At 38.2% G+C, this 15,760-nt stretch carries 14 protein-coding genes and 1 other annotated feature; of the genes, 1 reads left to right on the plus strand and 13 read right to left on the minus strand.

Features of this window, described 5'->3' with window-relative positions:
* Positions 1–135 precede the first annotated feature (135 nt).
* The 5 genes from AC3WR0_RS19670 to AC3WR0_RS19690 form a co-directional block, all read right to left on the minus strand.
* The gene (locus tag AC3WR0_RS19670; protein ID WP_492553904.1) at positions 136–1,068 is read right to left on the minus strand and encodes an ABC transporter ATP-binding protein; all 933 of its coding nucleotides are present in this window, start codon (positions 1,066–1,068) and stop codon (positions 136–138) included.
* Positions 1,069–1,070: 2 nt separating this feature from the next.
* Positions 1,071–2,138, minus strand: coding sequence for an ABC transporter ATP-binding protein (locus AC3WR0_RS19675; RefSeq protein WP_492553905.1), 1,068 nt, complete (start codon positions 2,136–2,138; stop codon positions 1,071–1,073).
* A 12-nt stretch (positions 2,139–2,150) separates the two neighbouring features.
* On the minus strand, positions 2,151–3,065 hold the full coding sequence (locus AC3WR0_RS19680) for an ABC transporter permease (protein WP_492553906.1): 915 nt from the start codon (positions 3,063–3,065) through the stop codon (positions 2,151–2,153).
* 2 nt (positions 3,066–3,067) lie between these two features.
* The gene (locus AC3WR0_RS19685) at positions 3,068–4,003 is read right to left on the minus strand and encodes an ABC transporter permease (RefSeq protein WP_027321767.1); all 936 of its coding nucleotides are present in this window, start codon (positions 4,001–4,003) and stop codon (positions 3,068–3,070) included.
* Positions 4,004–4,099: 96 nt separating this feature from the next.
* On the minus strand, positions 4,100–5,752 hold the full coding sequence (locus tag AC3WR0_RS19690; protein ID WP_492553907.1) for a peptide ABC transporter substrate-binding protein: 1,653 nt from the start codon (positions 5,750–5,752) through the stop codon (positions 4,100–4,102).
* A 519-nt stretch (positions 5,753–6,271) separates the two neighbouring features.
* Positions 6,272–6,520, plus strand: a binding site (T-box leader).
* 64 nt (positions 6,521–6,584) lie between these two features.
* Between AC3WR0_RS19690 and trpS the strand changes: the two genes are divergently transcribed.
* Positions 6,585–7,574 (plus strand): tryptophan--tRNA ligase, encoded by a 990-nt coding sequence (gene trpS, locus AC3WR0_RS19695; protein ID WP_492553908.1) that lies wholly within the window; start codon positions 6,585–6,587, stop codon positions 7,572–7,574.
* Positions 7,575–7,629: 55 nt separating this feature from the next.
* Here the strand turns inward: trpS and AC3WR0_RS19700 are convergent, their stop codons facing one another.
* From AC3WR0_RS19700 to AC3WR0_RS19735, 8 genes are all read right to left on the minus strand, one after another.
* On the minus strand, positions 7,630–8,376 hold the full coding sequence (locus AC3WR0_RS19700) for a YjbA family protein (RefSeq protein ID WP_027321770.1): 747 nt from the start codon (positions 8,374–8,376) through the stop codon (positions 7,630–7,632).
* Between the two features lie 93 nt (positions 8,377–8,469).
* On the minus strand, positions 8,470–8,682 hold the full coding sequence (locus AC3WR0_RS19705; protein WP_492553909.1) for a YuzI family membrane protein: 213 nt from the start codon (positions 8,680–8,682) through the stop codon (positions 8,470–8,472).
* Between the two features lie 353 nt (positions 8,683–9,035).
* Entirely contained in the window at positions 9,036–10,823 is a 1,788-nt protein-coding gene (opp4A, locus tag AC3WR0_RS19710; protein ID WP_492553910.1) for an oligopeptide ABC transporter substrate-binding protein, read from the minus strand.
* 15 nt (positions 10,824–10,838) lie between these two features.
* A complete protein-coding gene (locus AC3WR0_RS19715) occupies positions 10,839–11,711 on the minus strand; it encodes an ABC transporter permease (protein ID WP_492553956.1) in 873 nt (290 codons plus the stop codon).
* Positions 11,712–11,790: 79 nt separating this feature from the next.
* Positions 11,791–12,759 carry an oligopeptide ABC transporter permease gene (gene opp4B, locus AC3WR0_RS19720; RefSeq protein ID WP_492553911.1) on the minus strand — a complete coding sequence of 323 codons (969 nt, stop codon included), beginning with the start codon at positions 12,757–12,759 and terminating at the stop codon, positions 11,791–11,793.
* 14 nt (positions 12,760–12,773) lie between these two features.
* Entirely contained in the window at positions 12,774–13,700 is a 927-nt protein-coding gene (locus AC3WR0_RS19725) for an ABC transporter ATP-binding protein (protein WP_492553912.1), read from the minus strand.
* Positions 13,687–14,706, minus strand: coding sequence for an ABC transporter ATP-binding protein (locus AC3WR0_RS19730; protein ID WP_492553913.1), 1,020 nt, complete (start codon positions 14,704–14,706; stop codon positions 13,687–13,689). Before AC3WR0_RS19730 ends, AC3WR0_RS19725 begins: the two co-directional genes overlap by 14 nt.
* 260 nt (positions 14,707–14,966) lie before the next feature.
* On the minus strand, positions 14,967–15,755 hold the full coding sequence (locus AC3WR0_RS19735) for a DUF2268 domain-containing putative Zn-dependent protease (protein ID WP_492553957.1): 789 nt from the start codon (positions 15,753–15,755) through the stop codon (positions 14,967–14,969).
* Positions 15,756–15,760 lie beyond the last annotated feature (5 nt).

Genomic DNA, 15,760 nt, shown 5'->3' on the forward strand with positions numbered 1-15,760 from the left:
GAGTCCAGTACAATACCGGATTCATACCAGCCAATCGGCTGCTTAATATAAAACTCTAACTTTTGGGGGTCACATCACTTTCTGAGTTCTTTTTTATAAGATGGGAAGTTTCAAGAAGTTTCCATCCTGGGTAAATTATCTATATTGCTGTTTATATTGTTCGAATTCCTTAGCTGAACAAAGAACAAGATGACCTGGACTGATTTCCCTCATAGTAACTTCTTCATTATCACCATAGTTATGGACACTTGGATTGTAGGTTATCCGTTTACGTGTTCTTTCTGATTCAGGGTCCGGAATAGGGATAGCAGATAATAAAGATTTAGTATATGGGTGCAGAGGATTTTTATATAAATCTTCAGCTGGTGCAAGTTCGACCAATTTTCCATAATACATTACACCGATTCTATCACTGATGTATTTAACCATTGAAAGGTCATGGGCAATAAAAAGGTAGGTTAATCCCTTTTCACGCTGCAGTTTCTTCAACAGATTAACTACTTGCGCCTGGATGGAAACGTCAAGAGCTGAAATTGGCTCATCCGCAATAATAAACTCAGGTTCAACAGCTAGTGCACGTGCAATCCCAATACGCTGTCTTTGACCACCGGAGAACTCATGAGGATAACGGTTGGCATGCTCTTTATTGAGTCCAACTGTTTCAAGTAATTCATAAACTCTTTCCATACGTGCTTTCCTGTTCTTAGCAAGCCCGTGAATATCTATTCCTTCAGCAATAATATCAGCAACCGTCATTCTTGGGTTTAGTGAAGCATAAGGATCCTGGAAAATCATTTGCATTTTACGGTTGAATTTCTTTAGTTCTTTTACAGATTTCTTTCCATGGACATTTTCTCCATCAAAAAACACCTGTCCAGCAGTAGCATCATAAAGACGGATAATAGTACGGCCTGTAGTAGACTTTCCACAGCCAGACTCCCCCACAAGACCTAATGTTTCACCTTTATAAATATCGAAGGTAACACCGTCAACGGCTTTAACCAGATTCGGTCTCCCCACGTTAAAATACTGTTTTAAATCCTTTACTTCAATTAACTTTTCAGCCATTATTATTTACCCTCCTGAACGAGAACAGGCTTTTCAAAAGTAGAAGCTAATTTGCGCATACGCTTTTTAACAGCTTCAGGCGGCTCTACTTTTGGAGCATCCGGGTGAAGGAGCCATGTTTTCGCAAAATGGGTTTCGGAGATTTGGAACATTGGCGGTTCTTCTTCAAAGTCGATTGCCATAGCATACTGGTTTCTTGCAGCGAATGCATCCCCTTTAGGTGGATGTATAAGATCCGGAGGAGTTCCCGGAATAGCAGCAAGCTCAGATTTATCATCGTTATCCAGGCTTGGCATGGAAGCCAATAAACCCCAAGTATACGGGTGGCGTGGATCATAGAATATCTCATCAACCGTTCCCATTTCAACAATTTGTCCTGCATACATAACAGCAACACGGTCTGCCACATTAGCAACTACCCCAAGATCATGGGTAATAAAGATAATAGACGTATCCATCTTGCTTTGCAGGTCTTTCATCAATTCAAGAATTTGTGCTTGGATTGTAACGTCTAATGCAGTGGTAGGCTCATCGGCAATTAACAATTTAGGATTAGCTGCCAAGGCGATTGCTATCATCCCACGTTGTCTCATACCTCCTGAAAACTCATGCGGATATTGATTTACGCGTTTTTCAGGCATAGGTATACCTACAAGGCGCAAAAGTTCCACTGCTCTTTCCTTGGCTGTGGCTGTTGACATATTCTGATGTTTGGTAAGAACCTCCATAATTTGGCGGCCAATCTTCATAGTCGGATTCAATGAAGTCATTGGGTCCTGGAAAATCATGCTGATTTCCTTACCACGAATCTTTTCCATTTGTTTGTCAGTCTTAGTAACTATATCTTCACCATTAAAGAGAATCTGTCCGCCTTTGATTTTGCCAGGAGGCATTGGAATCAATTTCATAATGGTTTGTGATGTTACACTCTTTCCTGAACCTGACTCACCCACAATGGCAAGAGTCTCACCTTTGTGAAGGTCGAAGCTGACTCCGCGTACGGCTTTAACCTCTCCACCATAAGTTTGGAAAGAGACTTCCAAATTCTTTACTTCTAGTAATTTTTCCATATTATCACACCCCTATTTACGTAGTCGTGGATCCAAGGCATCTCGCAGTCCATCCCCGATTACGTTAAACGCAAAGATAGTTAAACAGATAAACGTTGCAGGGAAAAATAATCGCCATGGATAATATTTAATCGCAGGCAGACCGTCGGAAGCCATAGTTCCCCAGCTTGCTAACGGAGGCGTTAATCCTAATCCTAAATAACTAAGAAAGGCTTCTGTAAAGATAGCAGAAGGAACAGTTAAAGTCATTGTAACCAGAATGGGCCCCATAGTATTAGGAATTAAATGTTTACTCATGATTCGCTGAAGTCCTGCTCCCAAAGTTCTGGAAGCTAAAACATATTCCTGGCTCTTCAGTGACAAAACTTGTCCCCTGACAATCCTGGCCATATTTATCCATCCCGTGATGGTCATTGCAAGAATCATTGTTCCAAGACTTTGACCCATGACGACCATGAAAAGAATAACGAGCAGTAAATATGGAATTCCCCAAAGGATATCAGCTGTACGCATCATACCTTCGTCGATACGTCCGCCCTTATATCCTGCAAATCCACCCCAGAAAACACCAATAAAGAAGTCAACTGCTGCAGCAGCTACACCGATAAATAAGGAAATACGGGCTCCCTCCCAGGTACGTGCAAAAACGTCACGGCCCAGGTCATCAGTTCCAAACCAGTGTAAATTACCAGGAGCTTTATTTGTATTCATAAGATCATTAGTACGATAATCAAACTTTGTCATATATGGTCCAAAGATTGCCATGAAAATAAGGAGAATTAAAAGCACAACACCAAACATGGCAAGCTTGTTTTTTCGAAAGCGGATAGAAACATCCTTCCAAAACGAAAGGCTCGGTTTAGAAATTTTTTCAGCATCTGTTTTTCTGGTTCCAACTATTTGAAATTTTTCTTTTGAGATTTCCATGTTTATTCTCCTTTCTTCCCGCTTGTTAGTTTGATACGCGGGTCGATGAAACCATACGCAATGTCGACAAGGAGAATCGCGCTAAGCAAGATAATACTATAGAACACTGTGACGCCCATGATAACTGTATAGTCACGGTTTGAAATCGACATAACGAAATGTGAACCAAGCCCTGGAATACCAAAAATCTTTTCAATAACAAAACTACCTGTTACGATACCAGCCGATAAAGGTCCCATATAAGAAACAACAGGAAGAAGCGCATTACGAATTGTATGCTTAATTGTAATAGCAGTTTGTCCAAGTCCTTTTGATTTTGCTGTACGGATATAATCGTTTGAGAGTACTTCAAGCATGCTCGAACGTGTTAAACGCGCGATAAAAGCCATTGGAGTTGAGGCCAGGGCCAAGGCAGGAAGGACCGTATGCATAAATGATTCCCAACGAGCAACAGGGAAAATATGGAATTTAATTGCAAAGAAGTATTGCAAAACAGTAGCCATAATAAATGAAGGCACGGATATACCCAGTACCGCAATAATCATTGCACCATAATCCTGCCATTTATTATGCTTTAATGCAGCGATAATTCCTAACATTGTTCCAAGCGCCAAAGCAATCAGGATAGCTTCCACACCCAAAAATAACGAAACAGGGAATCCATCATTAATTAAATCGTTAACAGTTCTCGATTTATATTTAAAGGATGGACCAAAATCCCACTGCGAAATTTTAACTAAATAATCTCCATATTGCACATACCATGGCTGATTTAATCCATAATGCTCATTAAGTGAAGCCTGGATTTCAGGTGGCAGCTGCTTTTCACCAGTAAACGGGTTACCTGGTGCAAGGCGCATTAAGAAAAAGGTTGCTGTAATAATAAGATAAAGAGAAAACAGCAAGTATAATAGACGTTTCGTGATGTATTTCGCCAAAATTCACACCTCCATTTTTTACTAACAACTCTTAATCAGAAAGGAAGGTATATGGGTAACAAAGCCCATATACCTAGCCTTTTCTTATGATATTTATTATTCGAAGTGAGCCCATTTCAGCTGAACATCACCAAGACCTGATACTACAACATCTTTTAGGTTATCCTTTTTAACCCACACGTTAGTGTAGAAGTAAATAGGAGCAACCGGCATTTCATCCATGAAGATAGCTTCAGCTTTCTTCAGCATGTCGATACGTTTTGTTGCATCGCTTTCTTTTGCAGAATCTACAAGCAATTGCTTGAATTCTGGGTTTTCCCACTTGGTATCATTGTTACCGCCATCTTTGTCACGGAACAATTCAAGGAAGTTAATAGGGTCGTTGAAGTCACCTAACCAGCCCATACGTCCTACCATGTAGTCACCTTTGTGCAGCTTATCGATGTAAACTTTCCACTCAGCGTTGTCCAGTTTCACATCTACACCAAGTTCATTTTTCCACATATCCTGGATTGCCTGTGCAATCTTTTGGTGTGCTTCACTTGTGTTATAAGATACAGTGATTGGTGGAAGATCCTTAGCATCTTTTAAACCAAGTTCTTCTAAACCTTTTTTAAGATACTCTTTTGCTTTAGCAACATCATTATCTTTGTAATAACCTTCTTTGTTTTCTTTGATCATGGAAGGTGGTACAGCTGCCATAGCAGGAATCTGTCCGCCTTGAGTGATATTGTCAACAATAGCTTGACGGTTGATTGCGTAAGAAAGTGCCTTACGGATGTTTTTATTGTTCAATGGCGGCTTTTCAGTATTAAACTTGAACCAGTAAGTACCGGCAATCGGCTTAACATTAAGTTTGCCATCATCTTTCAATTGTTTTAGAGCATCAGTTGGAAGTGTACCGAACGGTGAACCAGCCCAGTCAAGTTCGCCATTGTCGAACATAGAAAGTTCAGTGTTAGGATCATTAATCATGTACATTTCAACTTTTGTAAGATTTACATTCTTTGCATCCCAGTATTGATCATTCTTTTCAAGAGTGATTTTATCCTGGTGAGACCATCCAGTCATTTTGAAAGGACCGTTTGAAACATAAGAATCTCCAGCATCTTGTGCCCATTTCGGATTAGCTTCCGCTACCTTGTGGTCAACAGGGAAATAAGTGTAGAATGCTGTAAGCTCCAAGAAATATGGAGTTGGGTTTTCCAATTGTACTTCTAATGTTTTGTCGTCAACAGCTTTAACTCCAAGAGTGTCAGCTCCTGCTTTACCTTCGTTAATAGCTTGCGCACCTTTTACATAGTAAAGCTGGTAAGCATATTGTGATTCGTTTTTAGGATCAAGAGCCCATTTCCAAGCATAAACAAAGTCTTCTGCTGTTACTGGATCTCCGTTTGTCCATTTTGCATCACGAAGTTTGAAAGTGTAAGTTTTCAAATCATCGGAATGTGTAATTTTCTCAGCCATAGCAGGCTGTGGTTTGCCGTCTTTATCAATACGAGTCAAACCTTCAAATGTTTGAAGCAATACTCCGCCGGAAGTAGCATCGTTAGCCAGGCCCGGATTCAAGGCGAATGGTTCGGAGTTAATGTTTACACGCATTTCCTGAGGTACGTCAGACTTTTTGCTGTCGCCCTTTTTAGTTGATTCATTGCTTGCCTTTTCGTCTTTGTTAAAGCCGCCGCATGCAGTAAGGAACATGCTCAGAACAAGCAGCATGCTAAAAAAGACTGAAAATCTTTTTTTCACGGTATTACCCCCCTATTTTTTTCGGCAAACAACTTTTACTTCTGTCCTCATTAGCAATTACAATTGTACGTCCTGGGTATAATTTACAAATAGTCTGTAAATTTAATTTATGGAATTGCCTGACTATTAAAAGATGAATAAAAAAGCAAGTTTACCATTTTAAGAGATCAAAAGAATATTAGAAAATTATTTGGTCCCTTAAGATGCCAGCTATAAACTTACCCATTCTTTTGGTCAGGAGGTACATTGAACTAGTAATGTGACAATATAGTAAATATATCGTTTGTTAAGTTTATTATAAATAGTTTAAATATTTAATGCAAGTAAGAATTGTGCAATATTTTTTACCTAATCTTAACAAATTTATCGCTTTAACACTGTAATGAGTGCATTATTCCTAAATTTCACTTTTTGCCACGGCTTCCTTTTGGACGACTTATTGTTATGCTTATATAATTTCATAAAGGATAACTTGATTTTTTTTCCTAGTTACGCTATCTTATTTATAAATATTTCATTATTCAGGCGTTGAAAAAGAGTAGTACCTGCGAACTATGGAATGCAGAGAGTTTGTGGCTGGTGTAAACAAACATCCGTGTTGCAGGGAATGGACTTTGAGCCCTGGAGAGGAACTGGCCGAAACAACCGCTCTAGTATTCTCCGGCGTCTGCCCAGCGTTATCCTGGCATCCCCTACCTGCTTTAACGGGGATTAAAGAGGCTCTATTAAGAGCAATTAGGGTGGCACCGCGGACCATTCGTCCCTATTTTTTGGGGGATGAGTGGCTTTTTTTGTGTAAAAAGGTAAATTTACTATTAATGGAGGCAATTAAATGAAAACAATCTTTTCTGGTATTCAGCCGAGCGGTACCATCACTCTTGGAAATTATATCGGTGCCTTGAAACAATTTGTTGAACTTCAAAATGAATATAATTGTTTCTTTTGTATTGTAGACCAGCATGCGATAACTGTTCCTCAGGACCGTCTTGAGCTCCGCAAGAATATTAGAAGTCTTGCGGCTTTATATCTTGCTGTTGGTATCGATCCTGAAAAAGCAACATTATTTATTCAATCTGAAGTTCCAGCCCACGCCCAGGCAGGGTGGATGCTGCAGTGTGTTTCATACATTGGTGAACTAGAGCGCATGACCCAGTTCAAAGATAAGTCGGCTGGAAAGGAAGCAGTTTCTGCTGGATTGTTAACTTATCCGCCTCTTATGGCTGCAGATATTTTGTTATATAACACTGACCTTGTCCCAGTCGGAGAAGATCAAAAACAGCACTTGGAATTAACAAGGGATTTGGCTGAACGCTTTAATAAAAAGTATAACGATATCTTTACTGTTCCAGAGGTGAGTATTCCAAAGGTCGGGGCAAGAATTATGTCACTGCAGGATCCGACTAAGAAAATGAGTAAATCCGACCCAAACCAAAAAGCTTTTATATCTCTTTTAGATGATGAAAAACAGATTGAGAAGAAAATTAAAAGTGCAGTTACTGATTCAGAAGGAATTGTAAAATATGATAAAGAAAATCGGCCTGGTATCTCTAACCTGTTAACTATTTATTCTATCCTCGGAGGAATGCAGATTTCAGAAATAGAAGAGAAATACGAAGGTAAAGGCTACGGCGATTTTAAGGCTGATCTGGCTAACGTTGTTATTAATGCATTTAAGCCAATTCAGGAACGATATAATCAATTGCTCAATTCAACTGAACTGGATGAAATTCTTGATAAGGGTGCTAATAAAGCTAACCAAACAGCAGGAAAAATGGTTAAAAAAATGGAAAACGCCATGGGACTAGGAAGAAAGAGAAAGTAATTACATTCATTTATTATTATTAGAAAAGGCATGCCCTATTGATAGGGCATGCCTTTTAATTTACTTTTGGACCATGTTCCATTTCCCATAATTTTTCAAAAAACGGCTGACCCTTTATTAAATTTTCACAAAAATACTCATGTTTTTTTGACCATCCACTTTTAGTTTCCTCGAATAAACACTCCCAGGCTTCCTTTACACACATCTCTTGTATATCTGAATATTTCTCAGGACACCATTCTGTAAACCAATACCGGACCTCGGCCTCATTTTCGGAAGATTGCAGCTGGTCTAAAGCCATAAATAAAAGCTGTTTTAGCTGCCTTTCTTTGCGCGTTAATCCTGACATCAGGGTTGGTTCTGGTGATAATATGTGGAACACCTTTTTATCAGTTTCCTTTTGAAAATGATATTGTTTTGAATCGTGATTCTCAATCATTTCATATACTAGCTGTTCCTGGCGAGGGATTAAACGGCTTTTCCGAATAGGGATATTATATCCGATTGTATCCACTGCTAATATTCCTGTTCCATCCGTTACGACAAAGCAATAATCCAGCTGAATTCTTTCGTGATTTTTTCTTAGAAATGCTTTTTGATAAATATCATCCAGCATTTGCTGTGGGAGCTCTGACAGATCATTTTCAATGTAATCAAATAAGACAGAATCAATTTTTAAAAGAGGAACCTGATCAAGTAATTCAACCCCATCATCTTTACGCCACTCGTGGAAATGGCAAACATTGTAGCTATTTTCTTCACCTTCAAACCAGTTTACCCATACATCATGAAGATACAACATCAGACAACCCCTCACTTCACGAAACTATTTGTCACTCAGTATGGTCAGCAGTTAGTTAAATTATTCCTGTTTTAACACATTTGCACTTTCAGTTTAGTTTTCTTTTTTTTCTGGATAAAAAATACTCATTGATACAATTGCTAATCCAATGGGAAGTAAATAACATTCAGTTTTGTCAGAAATATATACCAGGTATTCTATAAAGTCTTTTCCTGCAGCCATAATATTAAGGTAGGCAATGGCACTAATTCCTCCAGAAACAGCAAGTCCAAATCCCATCATCCAAAAAAAAATTCTAATCACCATGGCCAGCACCTTTTCCCTTATTTTTGCCCAGGGACCTGTCCGATTTTTTCATATATATATGAAAATTTCCTCTTATATATAACAAAGGAATTAAAAAAGCATGTACTACATTCATCTCAACAATATAGCTTTCATAACTTCTCCAACATTTCTCGCTACATTAGTAAAACTTGGCATTCGCCAAGTCCCTTTGGCGGATGCCCTAGTTTTACTTATCACGCTCAAATCGGCACATCCTGTGCCTTTCGCCTGACTAGGACTGCCTGTCCGTCGTGCGTTCAGAATTTAGGGATATAAATTCTGATCAGCAAAAAAAGAGATGCTCCGCTTGGGAACATCTCTTTTTTATGAAATTATTGAGCGTCAGGTGTGTCGCTGGATACGCCAACTTGTGACCAAACAAAGCTAGTGTCTTTAGGGTCAACAGTAAAGTTGGTAACACGATTATTTACTGCAGTGACAGCAGAACGGAATAATGTAGGAATGACAGGCATTTCGTCATTCATATATTTTTGCCATTCAGAGTAAGTCTTCTTACGGAAGTCTTTGTCAAATGCTTTAGCAGAATGTCCATCTGCCAATAATTTATCGTTCTTCTCACTTACGAAATGCGAGTAGTTAAATGATGCATCTTTAGCATACAGTCCGTAAGGGTCTACGTCTGTACCTGTACCCCAAGCACCTGCATACAGGTCAACTTTAGGGTCATCTTCTTCAACCATTTTATAGAATGAGTTAAATTCAGCTAAACGTCCATCAACAAGCTTAACATCTAAGCCAACATTTTTCCATGACTGGATGTAGAACTTAGCAAGTGGTTCTGCAGTGTCTCCTCCACTCATTGCAAGGAAATTGACTGTAAACTTCTTACCGCTTGGATCTTCACGCAGGCCGTCTTTATCAGTATCCTTATAGCCTGCTTTGTCTAATAATTTTTTAGCTTTTGCTGGATCATAACCCACTGGGTTAGCTTTTGGATCTGACCAAGTTGGGAAAGAAGGCGGAATCAAAGATGTTGCTGGGAAACGAAGTCCGTTGTAGATTTTTTCCCCAACAGATTTTTCATCTAATGCATATGCCATTGCCTGACGTAAGTTCTTATCCTTGAATTTAGGATTATCCATTACGCTGACACCTTTTTTGGCATCCCAATGTCCTAATTTAAAACCAATGTAGTTATAAGCTAAATCAATTTTTCCAACGAATTGGAAGTTTTTGGATCCTTTTGCAGCTGGGTATTGATCTGCAGGGAAATCAGCAACATCCACTTCACCTTTTTTAAGTGACTGTAAAATTACCTTAGGGTTAACAACTTTTAAAACTATACCTTGGAGATTAGGCTTTCCATGATAATAATCGTCATTTCTTTCGAATTGAACAGACTCTCCTGGTACCATCTTTTTGATTTTAAATGGTCCAAAACCAATTGGATTTTTATGAATCTTATCGGATTTTGCAAGATCTTTAATAGGAACATCGCCAAGGTAATGCTTAGGCATTGCATATGGCCACAGACCAGTTAATAAAGATGGATTAGCAGACTCAAAAGTAAGAGAAAGCGTCTTGTCATCGATGATTTTAATACCGGAAATGTTTTGCGCTTTTCCTTCGTGGTAATCTTTCATTCCAACAATACCTTGAATAATAGCATCGCCGTAACGTACACCTGTGTAATCTTTGTTGCCAATTACAAGGAATGAATATTCATAGTCTTGTGCTGTAACAGGCTTGCCATCAGACCAGTTTACATTGTCTTTAATTTTTACTGTAATCGTTTTGTTGTCATCTGACATTTTATAAGTTGCTGCACCGTCATTCGTGAACTCATAATCACCATTTGTTGAGAATAATGGCTCATCAAAGAATTGCAGGATTTCAGCATCCGGCTGTCCTTGGTAGAAGGCATAGTTTAATGTACCTTCAAAAGGAGTATCGGATACCTGTGCAAAGTTTAGAACACCATCAGCGACTGGCTTTTTAGTGTTCTTTACCACCATTGGGAATGTGCTGATATCTTCTTTTTTTGCGTTGCTTGCTGAGTTCTTACTAGTGCTGCCCCCAGTTGAGCTATTACATGCTGATAACAGCAAGCCAGCTGCAATAACCGGAGTTAAAAGCTTAATTGCATTTTTCTTCTTCATGCTTTATTTTCCCCCTTATCCTAATCTTTGTCTTGCATCAGCTGCACGTTTTAACGCTTGGCCGATGAAATTTATACACAGCATCAATACTAAAATTAGTAATGATGCGGGTAACCAAATCCACCACTTATTCTGAAGTACATCCGGATTGGATGCATAACTTACCAAAGTACCCAAGCTTGGTGTACTTTCCGGTAAGCCGAAACCTAAATAGGTTAAACCTGACTCAATTCCAATGTTACCAGCAAGATTGAGTGTTAAATTAACAATAATAATCGAGCTTAGATTTGGAAGAACTTCTCTTATAATGATTTTCCAGTCAGGTGTTCCCAGCGTTTTAGAAGCATTTACATAATCAAGTTCTCTTTCAGCAAGAGTCTTAGATCTTATTAACCTTGCTTTACCTGTCCAAAGGAATGCACTCATAATTAGAATAAAAGTATAAACATTATATTTTGGAATAATGGTTACAAATACAATGATTAACATAAGTGTTGGCAATATCAGTACAAAATCAATGATTCTCATAATGATATTATCAGTCTTACCGCCAAAGTAGCCTGCAATCAATCCAATTGATAGACCAATAATTCCTGCTACTAAGGTAACAAATAAACCGATTGTAAATGAATTTTTAGCACCTATAATCAATTGTCCAAGTATATCCCTGCCGCCATAATCGGTTCCGAGTATATGTTCTGCAGACGGCGGTGCATAAATGGATAATAAATCAACTGTAACAATCTTTTCCTGATCTAAAATAAGTGACGCCCCGTATACCACAACGAGTACAAGTCCTAAAAGAATCAAAGAACCTAAAGCAAGTTTATCTTTTACAATTTCCCGCCACATTATTGCAAGCGGACCGGTTCCTTTGGGTCTCTTCATTTTTTTGTCGCCTGAATTTATGTCTTGCTGGTTTGGATTAGCAATTTCAGTTTTCATGATAGTCCCCCTCTCCCCTTGGCTATTCAATCCTGATTCGTGGGTCAACAGCACTTAGGATAATATCCGACAATAACGTACCGATAAGAGTAGCAAAGCCTGATATCATTACAAGAGCAGTGACAACACTAAAATCACGTTGGGAGATGGAGGCGATAAACAACTGGCCAATTCCCGGATATCCATATATCGTTTCTAAGAAGACTGAACCGCCTATTAAATAGACAATCTCATACCCCAGAAAAGCTGCGATGGGTAAAAATGAGTTTCTTAAAATATGCTGTGTGTATACCTTTGACTCATTAACCCCTTTAGCCCTTGCTGTTTTAACAAAATCTTTAATCTTAGTATCAATAATCTCATTTCGCAAATATTGAATGGTAACAGTAGTATTTACGATAGCTCCTGATAAAGCTGGAAGAATAAGATGATTAAGCTTACTCATGTAGTATGCAAATGTCCCATCATCAACCTTGATATCTACACTTCCACTTGTAGGAAACCAATTAAGTACAAAACCAAAAATGAACAGCATGATTAATGCAAAGATGAATAATGGTGTTGCAAATGTTAAATAATTGTATCCAACCACCATTTTATCAGCCCAGGAATCCGTCCATCTGCCGCCTACAATTCCAAGCGGAATAGCGATCATATAGCTCAAAATTAATATGGCTAATGATAAAATAATTGTGTTTTCCATTCTTCCCGCCAGCAGCTGTGTCACTGGAACCTGGTGAATGACAGACATACCCATATCTCCTTTGATAAGTCCGCCTGCCCAATGCAAATACTGTTTATATGGAGGATCGAGTAAACCGAGCTTTTCTTTTAACTCATGAAGAGTTTGTGCATCCATTTTAGGATTACTTGCCAATTGCCCAGTCAAAGCATCCCCTGGCATTGCTTTTGCCAGCGCAAAAATTAGGACACTTAAGATCATTAACTGAGGGATCATGACTATGAATCTTCGCAATATAAACTTTACCATTTACTTTCCCCCCCTTACGGCAATGCAACTGAGTGTGTGTCTGAAATTTGTTTAAGTTGATAAACTTTGCCCTCAGCATTGAAGTACTTCTCATATGAATTCTTATATTCAGAGTTGATTTCTTGTCTAAGTTCAACTTGCCGTTCCCTGTTTTCCGGGTTGATATCCGGGATGGCGGAAATTAACCTTTTTGTATAAATATGCTGTGGATTGGAATAGATTTCTTTGCCTGAACCTTCTTCCACAAATTGACCCCGATACATGATTCCGATTCGATCACACATATGCTGAATAATCCCTAAGTCATGACTGATAAATAAATATGTTAGATTAAATTCCTTTTGAATATCCTGCATAAAGTTTAGCACCTGGGCTTGTACTGAAACGTCAAGTGCAGAAACAGGTTCGTCTGCAATTATAAGTTTTGGATTAAGCGTAAGGGCCCTGGCAATTCCTATCCGCTGGCGCTGCCCGCCTGAAAATTCATGTGGGTATTTATATATCGACTCAGGATTTAACCCGACCTTTTCGATGTAGTACTCTACCTTACGTTTTTCTTCAGCTGGTGATAGTCTTTCAAAATTCCTTAGCGGTTCCGCAATAATATCTAGTACTCGTTTTCTTGGATTTAATGAAGAATAAGGGTCCTGAAAAATCATCTGAATATCTTGACGATGAAGATGGAAATCCCGGCGGCTTAATTTTGTTAAGTCTTTTCCTTCAAACAAAATCTCACCTGATGTGGATTTATTTAATCCAATGATCGTTCTTCCTGTTGTTGTTTTTCCACATCCGGATTCACCCACAAGCCCATAGGTTTCTCCTTGTTTTAGTTCGAAACTGATATCATCCACAGCTCTTACATGATCTACTACTCTTCTGAAAAAACCACCGCGGATTGGATAATAGACTTTGAGATTATTTACTTTAAGAAACGACATATTTGCTATCCCCTATTTCTTCAGGAAAGTTAAAGTGCTTATAGCAGCTGCAGCGTACAAAATGGTTTGCTTCAACTTCCCGTAATAATGGATTTTCTTCGTGGTCGTGGGCTGATACCCAGTCAATACGTTCTTTAAAACGGCAGCCTGTTCTTGGCAGATTCTGAAGAGATGGAACAATCCCCCGAATTACATGCAGCCTTTCTTTTTCAGCAGCTGTAGAAGGGATGGAATTCAATAGTGATCTGGTATATGGATGCAATGGATTTTTAAATAAAGTCTTAACATCTGCCAACTCAACTATTTCGCCTGCATACATAACGGCAACTCGGTCTGCCATTTCAGCAACTACACCAAGGTCATGTGTAATGAGGATAATTCCAGTCTTCATTTGCTTTTGAAGTTCTTTAAGCAAGTCCATAATTTGAGCCTGGATTGTCACATCCAAAGCTGTTGTTGGTTCATCTGCAATTACTAATGAAGGCTCACATGCGATTGCAATGGCAATCACAACACGCTGGCGCATACCACCGGATAATTCATGAGGAAATTGCTTGTAAGTTCTCTCCGGATTTGGAATTCCTACTTTTTTCAATAACTCCAGAGCTTTTTGTTTTTTCTTACTACCGGAGAGATTTGTATGATAAGTCATACTTTCTTCTATTTGCTTTCCGCAAGTCATTAGCGGGTTAAGTGCTGTTAAAGGATCCTGAAAAATCATACCGATATCTTTTCCACGAATTTTATTCATTTCAGACGTTGTTAAGCTCAGTAGATTTCGTCCGTTAAAATTAACATTACCTTCTAACTTCGTTCTTCCCTGTGGATGCAGGCCCATAATTGACAGTGCCAAGGCACTTTTTCCACACCCTGATTCACCTACTATTGCTACAACTTCATTTTCTTTAACTGTTAACGTCACATCATCAACGGCTGCAAAATAGTCATTATTTATCCGAAATGAAGTACGCAGATTTTTTAATTCCAATAATGGTTGATTACTCAATGCGAATCCCCCTAACAAAAACATATATAGAAAAAATAGAATAATATTACGGAAAACTAAGATTTTGATATGAAGTTCAGTTAACTGTTAACAGTAGGTTAAAAGTCACTATCTTTTATATCTTTATATTCTTTTAATTATTCTGTAAATTTTCTTTATTTAAAAATTATTTTATTACATTCTGTTTACATTTGCAATAACTTTTTTATATAACTTATATTCCATATAATAGAAAAAACTTACAACTTTAGTGTTGTTTTTTAACAAAATACACTATTATTCCCTAAAAATTCCGATGCTTCCTTCGAAAATGAAAGTTTTTCAGAATAGTTGTTGTCCTTATAGTAGTTTTCTACAATAGCAAACCCTGCAGCGTATCCTAATAAAGCAGGATATCGTCCACGTCCATATAATAAATCATCATGTTTTCTTTCATTTTTCTGAATACCTAAATGTCCCTTTAAATAAGTGTTCCAAAATGCCACTATTTCTTTTTTAGAGTACATTTGGCACCAATTAGCCAAGTAGCTTTCGCCACAATTTTTTAAAACAGCATACTCAGCTAGCCCTTCAATAATTAAAGAATCTAATAAGGTATTAGCCTCCATTTTTTTCGTTTGTTTTTTAAGCCTGCATACATGATGGTATTCGTGAACAAATAATGCCTCTATCTCTTTAGGATCGCTTACATCACTAATAAAGAGAAACATTTTATCTGGAAAGGAGACCCCAGATTTAGTGTTTACCTGTCTCATAAACAGTCCCCTGTTTTGTCCCATCGGAAAAAGAAAAATAGGAACATCAGGCCCTGACCATTTGTCATGATAGTTTTCAAATATATCTCTAACCTGTTCCCACACTTTCTTATCGTTCATTAAATCTAAATTCCTCTTTGTTGGCCAAGATGGTTTATACATTCCAAATTTTAATAATTGATTGTAAATCTGATCCGCAGTTAATTCTTTAAAATAAGGCAGAAGCTTTTCACAAATTTTTATTGGACTGTCAAATTGATCCTTCATCCACTTGTCTGTCTGAATTATCCCCATTTTAT

Source organism: Neobacillus sp. FW104-15D2, from assembly GCF_058790155.1.